The sequence below is a fragment of the Janibacter sp. CX7 genome (assembly GCF_024362365.1).
GTDB lineage: Bacteria > Actinomycetota > Actinomycetes > Actinomycetales > Dermatophilaceae > Janibacter.
On sequence record NZ_CP101464.1, the window covers coordinates 725,236 to 740,653 of the forward strand.

Consider the following 15,418-nt stretch of genomic DNA (forward strand, 5'->3'; position numbering starts at 1 on the left):
TGAGTCACAGGATCCTACTGCGCGGTAGTGACAACCTGCGCGCGGGGGAGGCTGTCGGGCCGAGGTGATGGGATGGCGTCGTGGCTGAGGACCTGACGAGCGTGCACCTGCGGCGGCCGACGACGAAGGGGGAGGACGCCCCCCTTCGTCTCGACGAGGACCAGGCGCGGGCCGTCGCCTCCCGCGCCGACCTCGTGCGGGTCCTCGGTGGTCCCGGCACGGGCAAGACGACGGTCGCCGTCGCCGCCGTCCTCGACCGGGTGCGGCAGGGGGAGTGCCGGCCCGACGAGGTGCTCCTCGTCGCCGCGACCCGCCTCGGCGCCGCCGAGGCGCGCGACGCCGTCACCGCCGGTCTCACGGGCGCGACGACCGAGCCGATGGCCCGCACGATGCAGTCCCTGGGCTTCGCCGTGCTGCGGCAGCAGGCGGTCCTGCTCGGCCAGCCGGCTCCGCGGCTGCTCTCCGGTGCGGACCAGGACCTCGTGCTCGGCGAGCTGCTCGCCGGCCATCGCGAGTCGGGCCGCGGACCGGCCTGGCCCGACGACCTCGCCGAGGCGCTGACGACCCGCGGGTTCCGCGAGGAGCTGCGCGACCTGCTCATGCGGGCCATCGAGCACGGGGTCTCGCCCGACGACCTCGCGACCCTCGGACGCGAGCACGGTCGCCCCGAGTGGGTCGCCGCCGCCCAGGTCGCCCGTGAGTACGACGAGGTGACGGCACTGTCGCGGCCGGGGGCCTTCGACCCCGCCTGGGTCCTCGCGGCCGCGGCCGAGCTGCTCGAGGACGACCCCGAGGCGCGCGAGCGGGTGCGCTCGGGGATGCGGGTCGTCGTCGTCGACGACGCCCACGAGCTCACCGCTCCCGCCGCGCGGCTGCTGCGGGTGCTCACCGGGGCGGGCGTCGACCTCGTCCTCGTCGGCGATCCCGACGCCACGGTCCAGGGATTCCGCGGGGCGGACCCGCACCACCTCGTCGACGTCTGGCCCGGGCGCACTGAGGAGACGCACGTCCTCGGTCGCGGGCACCGGCTGCCGCAGGCGGTGCACGAGGCGGCCGCGCGGGTGACCCCCAAGATCGCGGCGCTCGGCGGTGGCCGGCAGCGCGAGGCGGCGCCCGCGGCCGGCGGCGGGATCGTCGAGGCGCACGTGCTGCACTCCGGGGCCCAGGAGGCGGCCTTCGTCGCCCACGAGCTGCGGGCCGCGCACCTGCTCCACGGGGTGCCGTGGCACCGGCTCGCCGTCGTCGTGCGCGGCTCCTCACGGCAGGCGACGCTGCGCCGGGTCCTCGTTGCTCGCGGCGTGCCCGTGCAGGGCGATGCCCACCGGGTGCCGGTGCGCGACGAGCCGGCGGCACGGCCGCTGCTCCAGCTGCTCGCGTCCGCGGTCGACCTCGCCCGCGGACGGGTCGAGGCGCTCGACGCGGCCGACGTGCTCGACCTGCTCACCTCGCCGGTCATCGCCGCCGACACCGTCGCCGTGCGCCGGCTGCGCCGGGTGCTGCGCCACGAGGAGCTGCTCGCCGGTGGCAAGCGCACGAGCGACGAGCTGCTCGGCGAGCTCGTCCTCGACACCGAGCGGCTAGCCCACCTCGGCGAGGACGTCGCCCCGCTGCACCGGCTCGCCGTGGCCCTCGCCGCGGGGCGGGCGGCCGCCGTCACGAGCGAGACGGGGTGGGCGCCCGGGGTCTCCGCCGAGTCGGTGCTCTGGGCGCTCTGGCAGGCCCTCGGCGTCGCCGACACCTGGCGCGCTGCGGCGCTCGCCGGCGGCGCCACGGGCGCCCGTCACGACCGGGCGCTCGATGCCGTCGTCGCGCTCTTCGACGCCGCCGCGGCGCACCAGGATGCGCTGCCGGCCTCGGGCCCCGACGCCTTCCTCGACGCGGTCGCCGGCCAGGCCGTCGCCGCCGATTCCCTCGCCGCCCGCAGCCCCGACGCCGATGCGGTCGCCCTCGTCACCCCGCAGACGGCGGCCGGCCACGAGTGGCACACGGTCGTCGTCGCCGGAGTGCAGGAGGGCGTGTGGCCCGACCTGCGGCTGCGCGGATCCCTCCTGGGCTCCGAGCGCCTCGTCGACGTCGTCACCGGTCGCGACCGCACCGGGGCGGGGGCGGCGACCGCGGTCCGGCACGACGAGACCCGCCTCTTCCACGTCGCGATCACCCGCGCGAGCGAGCGGGTGATCGTCACCGCAGTGGCCGCCGAGGACGAGCAGCCGTCGGTCTACCTCGACCTCGTCGACCCGCTGCCCGACGACGGCAGCCGACGGGAGCCGACCCAGGTGCCCGCGCCGCTCGACCTCACCGGCCTCGTCGCCGTGCTCCGGCAGCGACTCGCGAGCCCCGACCCGGGCGAGGTGGCCCGCGCGGTGGCCCGGCTGGCGCACCTCGCCGACGCCGGGGTGCCGGGCGCCTCGCCGTCGACGTGGTGGGCGCTGCGCGACCTCAGCGACACCCGGTCCGTGCGGGGTCCGCAGGACCCGGTGAGGGTCAGCCCGTCGAAGGTCGCGCAGTTCGCCGACTGCTCGCTGCGCTGGCTGCTGCAGTCCTCGGGCGGCGACGGGCCGAGCAGCGTCTCGCAGGAGGTCGGCACCCTCATCCACGACATCGCGCACGAGCTCGGCGACGCGGGTGAGGAGGCCTTCCTCGCCGAGCTCGAGCGGCGCTGGCCGGAGCTCGGCATGGCGCCCGGGTGGGTGACCGACCAGAAGCTCGAGCGCGCGCGCAGCATGGCACACTGGCTGGCCGACTACCACCGGCGTGCCGAGAGCGAGGGGTGGCGCCCGGTCGCCACCGAGGTCGGCTTCCGCGTCGAACTCGGTCGGGCGGTGCTCGCCGGCAGCGTCGACCGGCTCGAGGCCGACGCCGACGGCCGGCTGCGGGTCATCGACTACAAGACCGGCGCCTCGGCACCGACGGCCGCCGAGCTCGCCGAGCACCCCCAGCTCGGGTCCTACCAGGTGGCCATCGCCGAGAGCGGCTTTGTCGGGCACGGCAGCGAGGGTGCCGGGGCCGCGCTCGTCCACCTCGGCCGGGCCCGCACCTCGCGCAATGCCGTGCAGGAGCAGCAGCCGATCGCGAGCAGCGACGAGCCGCGCCACTTCCACGACCTGATCACCGACACCGCCGAGGGGATGGCGGCGGCGACCTTCGTCGCCCAGCCCGAGGACAACCGCTGCCGGATCTGCCCGGTGCGCTCGTCCTGCCCCGCCCACGAGGAAGGAGGGCGGCTGCGATGAGCTACCCGCCCGTCATCTCCGCCGTCGACCTCGCCCGGGCCCTCGGCCAGGAGCACCCGCCGACCGACGAGCAGCGCGAGATCATCGAGGCCCCGCTCGAGCCGCTGCTCGTCGTCGCGGGAGCCGGCTCGGGCAAGACCGAGACGATGACCGCCCGGGTCGTCTGGCTCGTCGCCAACCGCCTCGTCACGCCCGAGCAGGTGCTCGGCCTGACCTTCACCCGCAAGGCGGCCGGCGAGCTCGCCGAGCGCGTCGGCCGCCGGCTGGCCACCCTCGAGCAGGCCGGCGTGTGGGCGCCCGATGCGCAGGCCGACGGGGAGGCCGACGCCGGCGGTCTCGGTGGCGCGCCGACGATCTCGACCTACCACGCCTATGCCGGGCGCCTCGTCCGCGAGGGCGCGCTGCGGCTGGGCTACGAGAAGGACTCCCGCCTGCTCTCGGAGGCCGCCACCTGGCAGCTGGCCCACGAGGTGGTCGTCGCGTGGGACGGCCCGATGGAGGACATCGACAAGACCGAATCGACGGTGACCAATGCCGTGGTCTCGCTGGCGGGCGAGCTCGCTGAGCACCTGCGCACGCCGGCCGACGTCGACGACTTCGCCCGCCGAACCCTCGCTCACCTCGAGTCCGTGGCGGCGGCAGGCAAGGACTTCACGAAGGACTTCCGAGGCAAGGTCATGACGCCGATGGAGCAGCAGCGGCTCGTGCTGCCGATCGTCGAGCGCTACCGCGAGGTCAAGCGCGAGCGCTCGGTCATGGACTTCTCCGACCAGATGGCGCTCGCGGCGGCCCTGGCGACGCGCTTCCCCGACCTCGGGCAGGCCGAGCGCGACCGCTTCCGCGTCGTGCTCCTCGACGAGTTCCAGGACACCTCGGAGGCGCAGCTGGTCCTCATGCGGGAGCTCTTCGCCCCGGAGGGGCAGCCGCCGGCTGCGGTCACGGCCGTGGGCGACCCGCACCAGTCGATCTACGCCTGGCGCGGGGCGAGCGCGACGACCCTGGCGACCTTCCCCCGCTTCTTCTCCACCGAAGGGGAGGCCGCTCCCGTCAAGCACCTGTCGACGAGCTGGCGCAACGACGAGTCGATCCTGTCCGTCGCCAATGCCGTGGCCGGGCCGCTCGGTGCCGTGAGCGGGGTGCCGGTGACCTCCCTTCGTCCTCGGCCCGGGGCCGGTCGGGGACAGGTGCAGGTGATGCGCAGCCTCACCGCCCACGACGAGGCGGCCGCCGTCGCGGAGTGGATCGAGACCCGGTGGTCCGGTGGCCGGCGCTCAGCGGCGGTGCTGTGCCGCAAGCGCAGTCAGTTCACCCTCGTCGCCGAGGCGCTCGCCGCGCGGGGGATCCCGCACGAGGTCGTGGGTCTCGGCGGGCTGCTGCTCACGCCGGAGGTCGCCGACGTCGTCTCCCTGCTGACGATCGTGCAGGACCCCTCCCGCGGCGACCGGCTCATGCGGCTGCTCACCGGGCCCCCCGGGCTCCTCGGTCCGGCCGACCTCGACGGGCTGGGGGCGTGGGCGCGTCAGCTGGCCAAGGCTGCCCGGGACGACCTCGGCGAGGACGCGCCTCCGCCCGGGCCGGACGATGCGGTCACGATCGTCGACGCCCTCGACCGGCTGCCCGACCCGGGGTGGCGGGGTGACGGCGGGCAGTCGATCTCCGACACGGCGCTGCGCCGGCTGCAGCAGATCGGGGCGATGGTCGCCCGGCTGCGACGCCAGGCCGGTATGCCCCTGCCCGACCTCGTCGGCGAGGCGGAGCGGGAGCTCGGGGTCGACATCGAGGTGCTGGCCCGGCCGAAGTGGTCGCCGGGTGCCGCGCGGGCGCACCTCGACGCCTTCGCCGACGTGGCGGCGCAGTTCTCCTCGAGCGCCGACCGCCCGACGCTGGGTGGCTTCATCGACTGGATCGAGGCCGCCGTCGAGCAGGAGCGGGGCCTGGAGAAGCCGGTCGTCGAGCCGGCCGCCGACGCCGTGCAGATCCTCACCTGCCACGCGGCGAAGGGCCTCGAGTGGGACGTCGTCGCCGTGCCCGGCCTGTCCGAAGGGGTCTTCCCGACGCACCTGTCGCGGGCCTCCCTCAAGGACGACGGGACATGGGTGGTCGGGCAGGTCAACGACTCGGGGTGGATCACCGGGCTCGACGGCGTGCCCTTCCCGCTGCGGGGTGACCGCGAGGGGCTGCCGCACCTCGACCTGTCGCTCGGCGAGACGAAGGCGCTCCAGGACGAGCTCAAGCGCTATCGCGCGGCCAACGGCGAGCACGGGCTGCTCGAGGAGCGCCGTCTGGCCTACGTCGCCTTCACCCGCGCGCGCAGCCAGCTGCTGCTCGGGTCGTGGGTGTGGGGCGCGACGGGGCAGCAGCCGCGGCTGCAGTCACGATTCCTCGACGAGGCGCGCGCTGCCGGTCCGGTCGAGATCCTCGAGTGGACGGACATGCCGGAGACCAAGGACGAGCCCAACCCCTCGCTGGCGGTCGAGCGGCAGGTCGTGTGGCCCGGCGCCGAGCCGGCGCCCGAGCGGGCCGGGCTCGAGGCGGCGGCTGCAGGGATGGCTGCGCGCGCTGGTGCTGCCGACAGAGGTGGCGCCGGTGGCGTCGACGCTGATGACGGTGGGCCGGACCCGATCGACGACACGATGCGGCTGCTGCTGACCGAGCGTGAGCAGCGCCGTCGGGCGCGGGGGGAGGACGTCGGCGTGGACCTGCCGGCCCACCTGTCGACCTCGCAGCTCGTCGCGCTCGCGCGGGACCCGCAGGCCTTCGCGATGGACCTGCGGCGCCCCATGCCGCAGCCGCCGCAGGTGGCCGGACGACGCGGCACGGCCTTCCACGCGTGGGTCGAGCAGCACTACGCCGATGCCGGTCTCGTCGACGTGCTCGAGCTACCGGGCAGCGCGGACGACTCGCTGGCCGATACGGACCTGTCGACGATGCAGGAGCACTTCCTCGCCAGCGAGTGGGCCGACCGCGTGCCGCTCGAGGTGGAGCTCTCGCTCGAGACGGTCCTCGGCGAGCACGCCGTGCGGGGGCGGGTCGACGCGGTCTTCGCCGACGAGGACGGGGGAGTCACGGTCGTCGACTGGAAGACCGGGCGCCCGCCCCGCGGCCCCGAGGCCGAGGTGCGCGCTGTGCAGCTGTCGGCCTATCGCATCGCCTATGCGCGCTGGCGCGGGCTCGACCCCGAGCGGGTCCGGGGCGCCTTCTTCCACGCCGCGACCGGCGAGACGACCCGACCCCGCCTGCTCGACGAGGACGAGGTGGTCCGCCTCCTCGGCGACGTCGTCGCCTGATCGGGGGCGGCCGCCGCCGCCCGATCGTGGGCCGCGGCGGTGCCTATGCCGCTGCTCCGTACGGTGAGCCGGGGGCGCGTCGGCCCGGTGGAGCAGGGACGTCGGGGTGCGGAGCGCCTATGCCGCTGCTCCGTCCGATGAGCCAGCGGATGAGCCGGCGGTTCGCACGGCAGGCCGGCTCGGTGCCCTAGTACGGAGCAAGGGCGTAGTGGGCGGAGAGCCCGGTCGGGGTGGGCTGGTGGGGGCGTGCCCGGAGTACGGAGCAACGGCGTAGTGGGCGGAGAGCCCGATCGTGGTGCGCTGGTCCGGACGCCGCCGTCCGTCAGCGGCGGGGGTGGACCGGGATGATGTCGTCGCCGTCGTCCTCGTCGTTGATCGGGACGATCTCGGCGGTTGCGTGGTCGGTGCCGGGGCGACGGGGTGCTTCCGGCAGGCTGGCGGCCGTCTCGTCGGCTCCGCCCGAGCTGTCCTCGCTGGCCCCGACATCCTGCTGGAGGTCGCTGTCCTGCTGGGGGTGGTCCTGACCGTCGTCGCCCTCGCCCTCGCCGTCGGCGTCGAGGGGCGCAGCGACCGCGACCGGCTGGGCGGGCGGTGCCGGCTCGACCTCGACAGCCTCGTCGGCGTCAGAGTCCTCCGGGTCAGCGTCGGGGGTGGCCTGTGCAGCCACCGCGGCAGTGGCCACGGGCTGCGTGACCTGGGCGGACCGGGCCGCGGGTGCCGGGGCGGACTGCTCGTCAGCGTTCCCGTCCGCAGCCGTCGCCTTGTCGGCACGCGCCTCGTCCGCACTCGCGTCGTCCGTGGCGGACGTCGCGTCGCCCGACGCGGCCGTGGCCGAGGCTGCGCGGTCCGCCCCCTTCGCCTCGAGGCGGGCGCGCTCGGCCTCCTCCTCGGCAGCCAGCTGCTCGTCGAGGCGGCGCAGCTCGGCGGCGCGACGCTCGGCGCCGGCGTCGTCGCCAGCCGCGACGGCGACCATCATCGTGCGCACCAGCTGCATCTCGTGGACGAGACGGGCGCGGCGCTGGAGGTGCTTGTCGGGGCGTTCGACGCGGGCGTGGGCGTAGGCCTCGAGGACGGTGTCGAGCGCCTCCGGGTGCAGCTCACCGACCAGGGGCGCGAGGTCGTCGGCGGGGTCGGCGACCTGCGCGGACTCCCAGCCGAGGAATCCCTTGACGTCCGGCTCGTCGCCGTCGTCGGGGCTCGCGAGGATCGTGCCGGGACCGATCGCCCCGTGGGTCGGGGTGGCGGTGAAGCCCCACAGCGACTCGTCGTCGAGGATGCCCTCCCACCGACCGAGCAGCCCGGTGGGCACCCGGCCGGTCGCGGCCGCGCGGTCCAGCTCGGCGAGCCGGCGGGCCCGGTAGGCCGCAGCGTCGTAGACGGGGACGCCGGCCTCCTCGTAGATGCGCACGTCGAGGTTGTGCAGCTGCGCCAGGGCCCGCCCGAGGCCGGCAGCGAGCGTGGACCCGGGCGCGATCGACGCGACGTCGACCATCCGCCCGGTGAGGTAGCTGCTGACGCACGCGCGCCCACCCTCGGGCAGCGCGGCCCACCCCTTGACCGCAGGCACCGGCATCGTCAGTCGCCGCGCGAGCAGCGCCAGCAGGGCTGCCGACTGCTCGAGCTGCGCCGAGGCAGCAGGGGTCCGGGGAGCACGCACCACCCACCGGCGGTGGTCGTGGTCCTGGACGAAGGCGACGTCGAAGGGGGAGACCGACGGCGTGACGACCCCCTCGACCGAGTCGGGGTCCAGGCCGGGCACGGCAGCGCTGGCCAGAGCGGCGAGAGTCAGCGGTCCACGAGAGGTCACCCGCCCACCGTACGAGCCCGGCGGCCCCGAGACGGGGAGCAACGCCCTCCGAGCCGGGGATCCGTGCCCGGGCCTAGGGTGGGTGACGTGGACCATGACCCGATGCGCGACCTGCCCATGACCGCCTCGGACATCGACCGCGACGGCCAGCGGCGGTCCGACCCCGACCTCCTGCCGCGCCTGCTCGCCGACCCGGCCACGCGGGTGCTCGAGCTGCGCGGCGACCGGTCCCCCCTTCGCCCCGACGGTCGGCTGGCGCTGCGCCCACCGCAGCCGGACGACGCCGACGGGTTGCTCGTCCACCTCGGTCTCGTCGACGGCATCGCCCACGTCGCCACCTGCCACCCCGCGCCCCCCGGCGAGCCGGTGCCCCGCGAGGAGCGACTGGACTCCGCCCCCTTCGCCACCCTGCGTGAGGTCGCGGTCCAGCTGCCGCCGACCGAGGCGGCGCTCTTCGCCACGGCGCTCGGCCTGGCCAACTGGCACGTGCGCCACCCCCGCTGCCCCCGCTGCGGGACGCCCACCGAGGTCGTGCAGTCCGGCTGGGTGCGCCGCTGCCCGCAGGACGGATCGGAGCACTACCCGCGCACCGACCCGGCCGTCATCATGGCGGTCACCGACGACCAGGACCGGCTGCTCCTCGCGCGCAACGTCGGGTGGCCGGAGGGCCGCTTCTCCGTCCTCGCCGGCTTCCTCGAGCCCGGCGAGACCATCGCCGGCGCCGTCGCTCGCGAGGTGGGGGAGGAGACGGGGGTCGAGGTGACCGACGTGCGCTTCGTCGCCGACCAGCCGTGGCCCTTCCCCGCGTCGCTGATGATCGGCTGCACCGCCCGCGCCACGACGACGGCGATCACCCCGCAGCCCGACGAGATCGCCGAGGCGCGGTGGTTCACCCGCGACGACTTCCGCCGCGAGCTGCGCGAGGGCTACCTGCGCGCCGCCGGCCGGCTGTCGATCTCGGCCCGGCTCATCGAGGGCTGGCTCGGGGAGCGGCTCGACGAGGTGGCCTGACGGCCGCAGCCGCGGCCCGGGGACCACGGGTGTCGGGCGCGGGTGAGAGAGTGCCGGGGTGATTTCTTCGGCCGACCCGCAGACCGCGGACGACATCCTCGCGGCGCTCGACCCCGAGCAGCGCGAGGTCGCGGCCAACCCGAGCGGACCCATGGTCGTGCTCGCCGGTGCCGGCACCGGCAAGACGCGCGCCATCACCCACCGCATCGCCTACGGCGTGCGCTCCGGCGCCTACCAGCCGCAGCGCGTGCTCGCCGTGACCTTCACCGCCCGCGCCGCCGGCGAGATGCGCACCCGCCTGCGCGACCTCGGAGTCGTCGGGGTGCAGGCCCGCACCTTCCACGCCGCCGCGCTGCGGCAGCTGCACTACTTCTGGCCCCAGGCCATCGGCGGCGCGGCCCCCGAGGTCATGGCGCACAAGGTGCCGGCCGTCGCCGAGGCCGCCTCCCGCATGGGCATGCGGCTCGACCGCAGCGAGCTGCGCGACGTCGCCGCCGAGATCGAGTGGTCGAAGGTCTCGCTGCTCACCCCCGAGAGCTATGCGGCCGCGGCCCGACGTGACCAGCGCGAGGCACCCGGCATGGACCACACCGCCATGGCCCGGCTCATCGCGACCTACGAGGAGGTCAAGGGGGAGCGTGGCGTCATCGACTTCGAGGACGTGCTCTTGCTGACCGTCGGCATCCTCGAGGAGCGCGACGACATCGCCCGCACCGTGCGCGACCAGTACCGGCACTTCGTCGTCGACGAGTACCAGGACGTCAACGCGCTGCAGCAGCGCCTGCTCGACCTGTGGGTCGGCGGCCGCGGCGACATCTGCGTCGTCGGTGACCCGGCCCAGACGATCTACTCCTTCACCGGCGCCACCCCCCATCACCTGCTGCGCTTCACGAGCACCCACCCCGGCGCGGCGACCGTGCGCCTCGTGCGCAACTACCGCTCCACCCCGCCCGTGCTCGCCCTGGCCAACCGGCTGCTCACCGACCCGAGCGGCCAGCGACGCGGCGGTGCCGTCGAGCTCGTGCCGCAGCGCGAGGGCGGCGAGCCGCCCCGCCTCACGGCGCTCGACGACGACCCTGCCGAGGCGGCCTGGGTCGCCGACCGGATCAAGGAGCTCGTCGCCCAGGGGCGACCGCTGCGCGAGATCGCGGTCCTCTTCCGCACCAACGGCCAGTCCGAGGCCTTCGAGTCCGCGCTCGCGGACGCCGACGTGCCCTACCTCGTGCGCGGGGGCGAGCGCTTCTTCTCCCGCAAGGAGGTGCGCGAGGCCGTCCTGCTGCTGCGCGGCGCTGCCCGCACCGACGACGGGAGCAAGCCACTGCCCGCCTTCGTCGGCGACGTGCTCGGCGGCATGGGCTGGCACGAGGACCCGCCCTCGAGCTCGGGCGCCGTGCGGGCCCGGTGGGAGTCGCTCAAGGCGCTCGTCGATCTCTCCGCCAGGCTGGCGTCGACGACACCCGACGCGCGGCTGCCCGACCTCGTGCGCGACCTCGACGAGCGCATCGCCGCCCAGCACGCGCCGGACGTCGAGGGCGTGACCCTTGCGTCGCTCCACGCGGCCAAGGGCCTGGAGTGGGACGTCGTCTTCCTCGTCGGCTGCTCCGACGGGCTGATGCCGATCATGATGGCCGAGGGGCCGGAGGAGATCGAGGAGGAGCGGCGCCTGATGTACGTCGGCGTCACCCGCGCCCGTGAGGTCCTCCACCTGTCGTGGGCGCGCGCCCGGACCCCGGGTGCCCGCGGGACGCGACGGGTCAGCCGATTTCTCGACCAGGCGAGCGGCATCCTCGGCGAGGGCGCGCGCTCGACCCCCAAGCGCGCCAAGGCCGCTCGCGGCTCGGGCGGCCCGCTCAAGGCCGCCCGGCCCAAGGTGTGCAAGGTGTGCGGCACCGAGCTGCAGACCGCGACCGAGCGGGCCTCGGGGCGCTGCCCGCAGTGCCCGCCGACCTACGACGAGGCGACCTTCGAGCGCCTACGGTCCTGGCGGCTCGCGGTGTCCAGGGCGGCCTCCGTGCCCGCCTTCGTCGTCTTCACCGACGCCACCCTCGAGGCGATCGCGGAGGCCGAGCCGGCCCACCAGCGTGACCTGTCCGCCATCAGCGGGGTGGGCCCGCGCAAGCTCTCGCTCTACGCCGACCAGGTCCTCGCCGTCGTCGGCGGAGCGGACCCCGACGAGGTCGCCGAGGCCGCCGTCGGTGAGCCCGAGGACTGACCCGGGACCACCTCGACCGGCACGCGAAATTTAATTCGGTGGCGCGCACGAGAAGCGTGCTCTACGTTGGTCCTTGTCAGTCGGTCACGCCATCGCGTGTGATCCGAGAGCGCGTCGACGAGAGGAGGGCAGGACCCATGGACAACATCACGATGAACCTCATCCCGGAGTCTTGGGCTGCCCTCGTGCCGTCCGCCGATTGCATCGGCGACGCCACCGGCGTCTTCATCGACCGTGGCCGCACCCTGGCCGCTGAGCCGAAGACCCCCTTCGTCGTGGACCCGCGCCCTGCAGGACCTCCCGTCTAGGAGACGGACTCACAGGTCCTCCTTCTCAGGCCGCGGCATCCCGACACCGGGAACCGCGGCCTTCGTCGTGTCCCGGCACCGCCACAAGCACCCGCCACCCACGCATCACACGCCACCAGGAGAACCCGACGTGACGACCCTGACCCACCCACCGATACAGCGCCTGACCCCGTGCCAGGCGGAGGAGCCCGAGATCTGGTTCGCCGAGACGCCCGCCGGCGTCGAGTACGCCAAGGCGCTCTGCCAGGACTGCCCCTTCCAGACGATGTGCCTCCAGGGCGCGCTCGAGCGCCGCGAGCCCTGGGGTGTCTGGGGCGGAGAGCTCTTCGACGCCGGACGCGTCATCCCCCGCAAGCGGCCGCGTGGCCGCCCCCGCAAGCACCCGATCCCCGCCTGAGCGAGAGACCGAGAGGAGGAGACACCATGAAGTTCCCCAAGATGCCGCGTCTGCGGCACACGGACCGACCGCTGGCCTACGTGCCCGAGCGTGAGCGCCGTGAGCTGCTGGCTCGCCGCCACGACCCCCGACCCGCTCACCTGAGCTTCCGATGAGCAGGATCGCCGGCGGCGTCGATCACGACTCCGCCCGAGAGGCCGACAGGCCCCACCCGATGCCCCGGGTGGGGCCTGTTGTCGTCTGCGCTGCGGGAGGCGAAGGGAGTGCACGTGGCACTCTGGTGCGCATGGCCACCACGCTGCGCATCGCCCAGGACGAGACTGCCGACGAGCTGCTCTCCTCCGACCCCTTCGCCCTGCTGCTCGGGATGCTCCTCGACCAGCAGTTCCCGATGGAGCGGGCCTTCGCCGGTCCGGCGAAGGTCAAGGAGCGCTTCGGGTCGCTCGACCCCGCGAAGATCGCGGCGGCCGACCCGGAGAAGTTCGCCGACCTGTGCGCGACGCCGCCGGCCGTGCACCGCTACGGCCGCTCGATGGCCGGTCGCATCCAGGCCGTCGCCGAGGTCGTGCGCGACGACTACGACGGCGACGTCACCCGCATCTGGACGAGCACCGACGACCCCGCCGAGATCGTCAAGCGCCTCAAGGCGCTGCCAGGCTTCGGCGACCAGAAGGCGCGCATCTTCGCCGCCCTGCTCGGCAAGCAGCTCGGCGTGCAGCCGGCCGGCTGGCGCGAGGCGATCGGCCCCTACGCGGAGGAGGGCTCGCGCCGCTCGGTCGCCGACGTCACCGACGAGACCTCGCTGCAGGAGGTCCGGGACTACAAGAAGGCCGCAAAGGCCAAGGCGAAGGCCGCCAAGGGCTGACGCCCCTCGAGGAAATGCGAACACGGGGCGGGCGTCAGCCGTCGGCGAAGCCCGGCAGCAGCCGCTCCATCGACCCCCGGGCCGGGATCGTCGCGCCGAGCTGGCACAGCACGCCGGTCGACCCGACGAAGACGCGGTGGATCATCGCGTACTCGCGCGGCATGTTCATCCGCAGCCCGGTGGCGAACTCGGGCGCGCGCAGGTCGGTGACCCCGCGGGCCGCGGCCCGCAGCCACTCGCGGGTGAAGGCGTGCTCGGGCTCGCGCAGCGGCTCGACGAAGGGGAGCAGGTAGGCGAGCACCTCGTCGGCGTCGACCTCGATGCCCGGGAGGATGAAGCCCTCCGAGCGGAGCCCGTCGACGACACCCTCGGCGTCACCGGCGAGCGCCCGCCGCACGAGGCGACCGACGACCGGGGGGATGCCGTGGGGTAGGTGCGCGACGGCGCCGTAGTCGATGACGCCGAGCCGCCCGTCGGGGGTGAGCCGGAAGTTGCCCGGGTGCGGGTCGGCGTGGAGCAGCCCAGCCCGGCCGGGCCCGTCGAGGAGGAACTCGAGGTAGAGCTGACCGACCCGGTCGCGCACGTCCTGGTCGGCGTCGCGGATGACCTGGCTGAGCGGTGCCCCGGCGAGCCACTCGCCGACGATGACGTGCCGGGTGTGCAGCACGACGTCGGGGACCGCGACGTGCGGGTCGTCCCTGAAGGCCTGGGCGAAGGCCCGCTGGTTGGCCGCCTCGAGCCCGTAGTCGAGCTCCTCGTCGGCGGCCGCGAGCAGCTCGTCGGTCACCGGCTTGATGTCGATGCCCGGCATCCACGTCGTCGCCACCCGCGCCAGCCGGGCGATCTGCTGCAGGTCCGAGCGAAGCGCCCGGTCGGCGCCGGGGTACTGCACCTTGACGGCGACCTCCCGGCCGTCGGCGGCGATGCCGCGGTGCACCTGGCCGATCGACGCGGCCGCGACCGGTGCGTCCTCGATGTCGACGTGCTCGCGCCACCGGGCCCCGAGGTCGCGGGCGAGTACCTCGTGGACCTCGGCGGTCGACATCGGGGGAGCGGCGTCCTGCAGGCGCACGAGCATCTCGCGGTAGGGCTCGACCATCTCCTCGGGCATCGCGGCCTCGAGGACGGAGAGGGCCTGGCCGACCTTCATCGCGCCGCCCTTGAGCGAGCCGAGCACGGCGAAGAGCTGCTCCGCGGTGCGGCGCTGGATCTCCTCGGTGACGACGTCGGCGGGTGTGCCCGTGAGGCGGCGCCCGACGCCGCGGGCGCTGCGGCCGGCATGGCCGAGGGGCACGGCTGCCAACCGTGCCGCGCGCCCGGCGGCTCGTCGTGGGATCTGGCTCACACGGCCATTGTGTCGCCCCACCCTGACGCTGCGGCGCACCCCCCTTCGGGCGTGGTGTCGGCCGGGGGTGCGCCCCCGGTCCGCGCGCACCCCGGGCAGCCCGGGTGGGAGGGCCACCGGTGCCGCTCGAGGGTGGGGCCGGGCGTGGCCACCTCGAAGGACCACTCCGGGGTGGCGACCAGACCCGCGAGGTGGTCGAGGGCGAGCGCGGTCGTCAGGCCGGCGGCGAGCAGCCGGACGGCGGGCAGCCCGTCCGTCGGTTCGGGCCCGGTGACGCGCGGTCGCACGAGCTGGGCGCGCAGATAGGGCCAGTCGGGGTCGGCGGCGGCCCGGGTGAGGTCGAGGCAGTGCAGGCACGGACCGCCGGCAGGGGTGAGCACCGGCCCGATGCTCGCGTGCTCGGGCTGGCACCACACCGGCAGCACGTCGGTTCCGGCCGCGTGCCAGGGGTGGATGCCGGCGGGGTCGGCCGGCGCCGGGCTGACGACGACGGCGAGGTCGTCGGCGGTGCACTCCCCGCCCGGGCGCACCCGGGTCACCTCGACCTGCTCGCCCTGCCGCAGGACGTCGGCGAGGAGCGCGGGCAGCGCGCCGGCACCGACGACGGCGACCCGCGGTCGGCGTTCGGGGTCGACCGGGCGGACGAGCCCGAGCCCGACGAGCCGGTCGAGGACGTCCGCGGCGCGGGTCGGGTCGACCCCCTCGAGCGCGGCGGTCGTCAGCGACTCGGTGAGCGCCTGCCCCGGGTCGAGGGCCGCGAGCCAGCGGACCTCGGCGTCGGTCAGCCCGAGGAGCCGGGCGGAGTGCGGCCCGGTGCCGAGCTGGACGCTGCCGTCAGGACGACGAAGGGGGTGCAGGCGCGCCCCGCGTGGTGGGCGGGGAGGGTGCGACGGGTGGGGCATGGCGGCTCGCTCGACGAGGTGGACGATGGTCTGCCCACTGTGTCGGATCTC

The 15,418-nt window shown here is 75.0% G+C and carries 11 protein-coding genes; 8 read left to right on the forward strand and 3 right to left on the reverse strand.

Features of this window, described 5'->3' with window-relative positions:
• Positions 1–80 precede the first annotated feature (80 nt).
• Together NMQ01_RS03680 and NMQ01_RS03685 are read left to right on the forward strand one after the other, a co-directional pair.
• Entirely contained in the window at positions 81–3,233 is a 3,153-nt protein-coding gene (locus NMQ01_RS03680; RefSeq protein WP_255185520.1) for an ATP-dependent DNA helicase, read from the forward strand.
• On the forward strand, positions 3,230–6,520 hold the full coding sequence (locus tag NMQ01_RS03685; RefSeq protein WP_255185521.1) for an ATP-dependent DNA helicase: 3,291 nt from the start codon (positions 3,230–3,232) through the stop codon (positions 6,518–6,520). Before NMQ01_RS03680 ends, NMQ01_RS03685 begins: the two co-directional genes overlap by 4 nt.
• Positions 6,521–6,842: 322 nt before the next feature.
• Here the strand turns inward: NMQ01_RS03685 and NMQ01_RS03690 are convergent, their stop codons facing one another.
• Positions 6,843–8,327, reverse strand: a complete 1,485-nt coding sequence (locus tag NMQ01_RS03690; RefSeq protein ID WP_255185522.1) for a phosphotransferase — start codon at positions 8,325–8,327, stop codon at positions 6,843–6,845.
• Positions 8,328–8,429: 102 nt separating this feature from the next.
• Between NMQ01_RS03690 and nudC the strand changes: the two genes are divergently transcribed.
• From nudC to NMQ01_RS03720, 6 genes are all read left to right on the forward strand, one after another.
• A complete protein-coding gene (nudC, locus tag NMQ01_RS03695) occupies positions 8,430–9,338 on the forward strand; it encodes an NAD(+) diphosphatase (protein WP_255185523.1) in 909 nt (302 codons plus the stop codon).
• A gap of 58 nt (positions 9,339–9,396) precedes the next feature.
• Positions 9,397–11,550, forward strand: a complete 2,154-nt coding sequence (locus tag NMQ01_RS03700; RefSeq protein ID WP_255185524.1) for an ATP-dependent DNA helicase UvrD2 — start codon at positions 9,397–9,399, stop codon at positions 11,548–11,550.
• A gap of 137 nt (positions 11,551–11,687) precedes the next feature.
• Positions 11,688–11,858, forward strand: a complete 171-nt coding sequence (locus NMQ01_RS03705) for a hypothetical protein (RefSeq protein ID WP_255185525.1) — start codon at positions 11,688–11,690, stop codon at positions 11,856–11,858.
• 130 nt (positions 11,859–11,988) lie between these two features.
• On the forward strand, positions 11,989–12,255 hold the full coding sequence (locus NMQ01_RS03710) for a WhiB family transcriptional regulator (protein ID WP_255185526.1): 267 nt from the start codon (positions 11,989–11,991) through the stop codon (positions 12,253–12,255).
• A 26-nt stretch (positions 12,256–12,281) separates the two neighbouring features.
• A complete protein-coding gene (locus NMQ01_RS03715; protein ID WP_255185527.1) occupies positions 12,282–12,410 on the forward strand; it encodes a hypothetical protein in 129 nt (42 codons plus the stop codon).
• Between the two features lie 131 nt (positions 12,411–12,541).
• Positions 12,542–13,120, forward strand: a complete 579-nt coding sequence (locus NMQ01_RS03720) for an HhH-GPD-type base excision DNA repair protein (protein WP_255185528.1) — start codon at positions 12,542–12,544, stop codon at positions 13,118–13,120.
• 34 nt (positions 13,121–13,154) lie between these two features.
• Here NMQ01_RS03720 and NMQ01_RS03725 read toward each other — a convergent pair whose 3' ends face one another.
• Positions 13,155–14,465 (reverse strand): AarF/ABC1/UbiB kinase family protein, encoded by a 1,311-nt coding sequence (locus tag NMQ01_RS03725; RefSeq protein WP_255185529.1) that lies wholly within the window; start codon positions 14,463–14,465, stop codon positions 13,155–13,157.
• A complete protein-coding gene (locus NMQ01_RS03730) occupies positions 14,462–15,367 on the reverse strand; it encodes a hypothetical protein (RefSeq protein ID WP_255185530.1) in 906 nt (301 codons plus the stop codon). Before NMQ01_RS03730 ends, NMQ01_RS03725 begins: the two co-directional genes overlap by 4 nt.
• Positions 15,368–15,418: the final 51 nt, after the last annotated feature.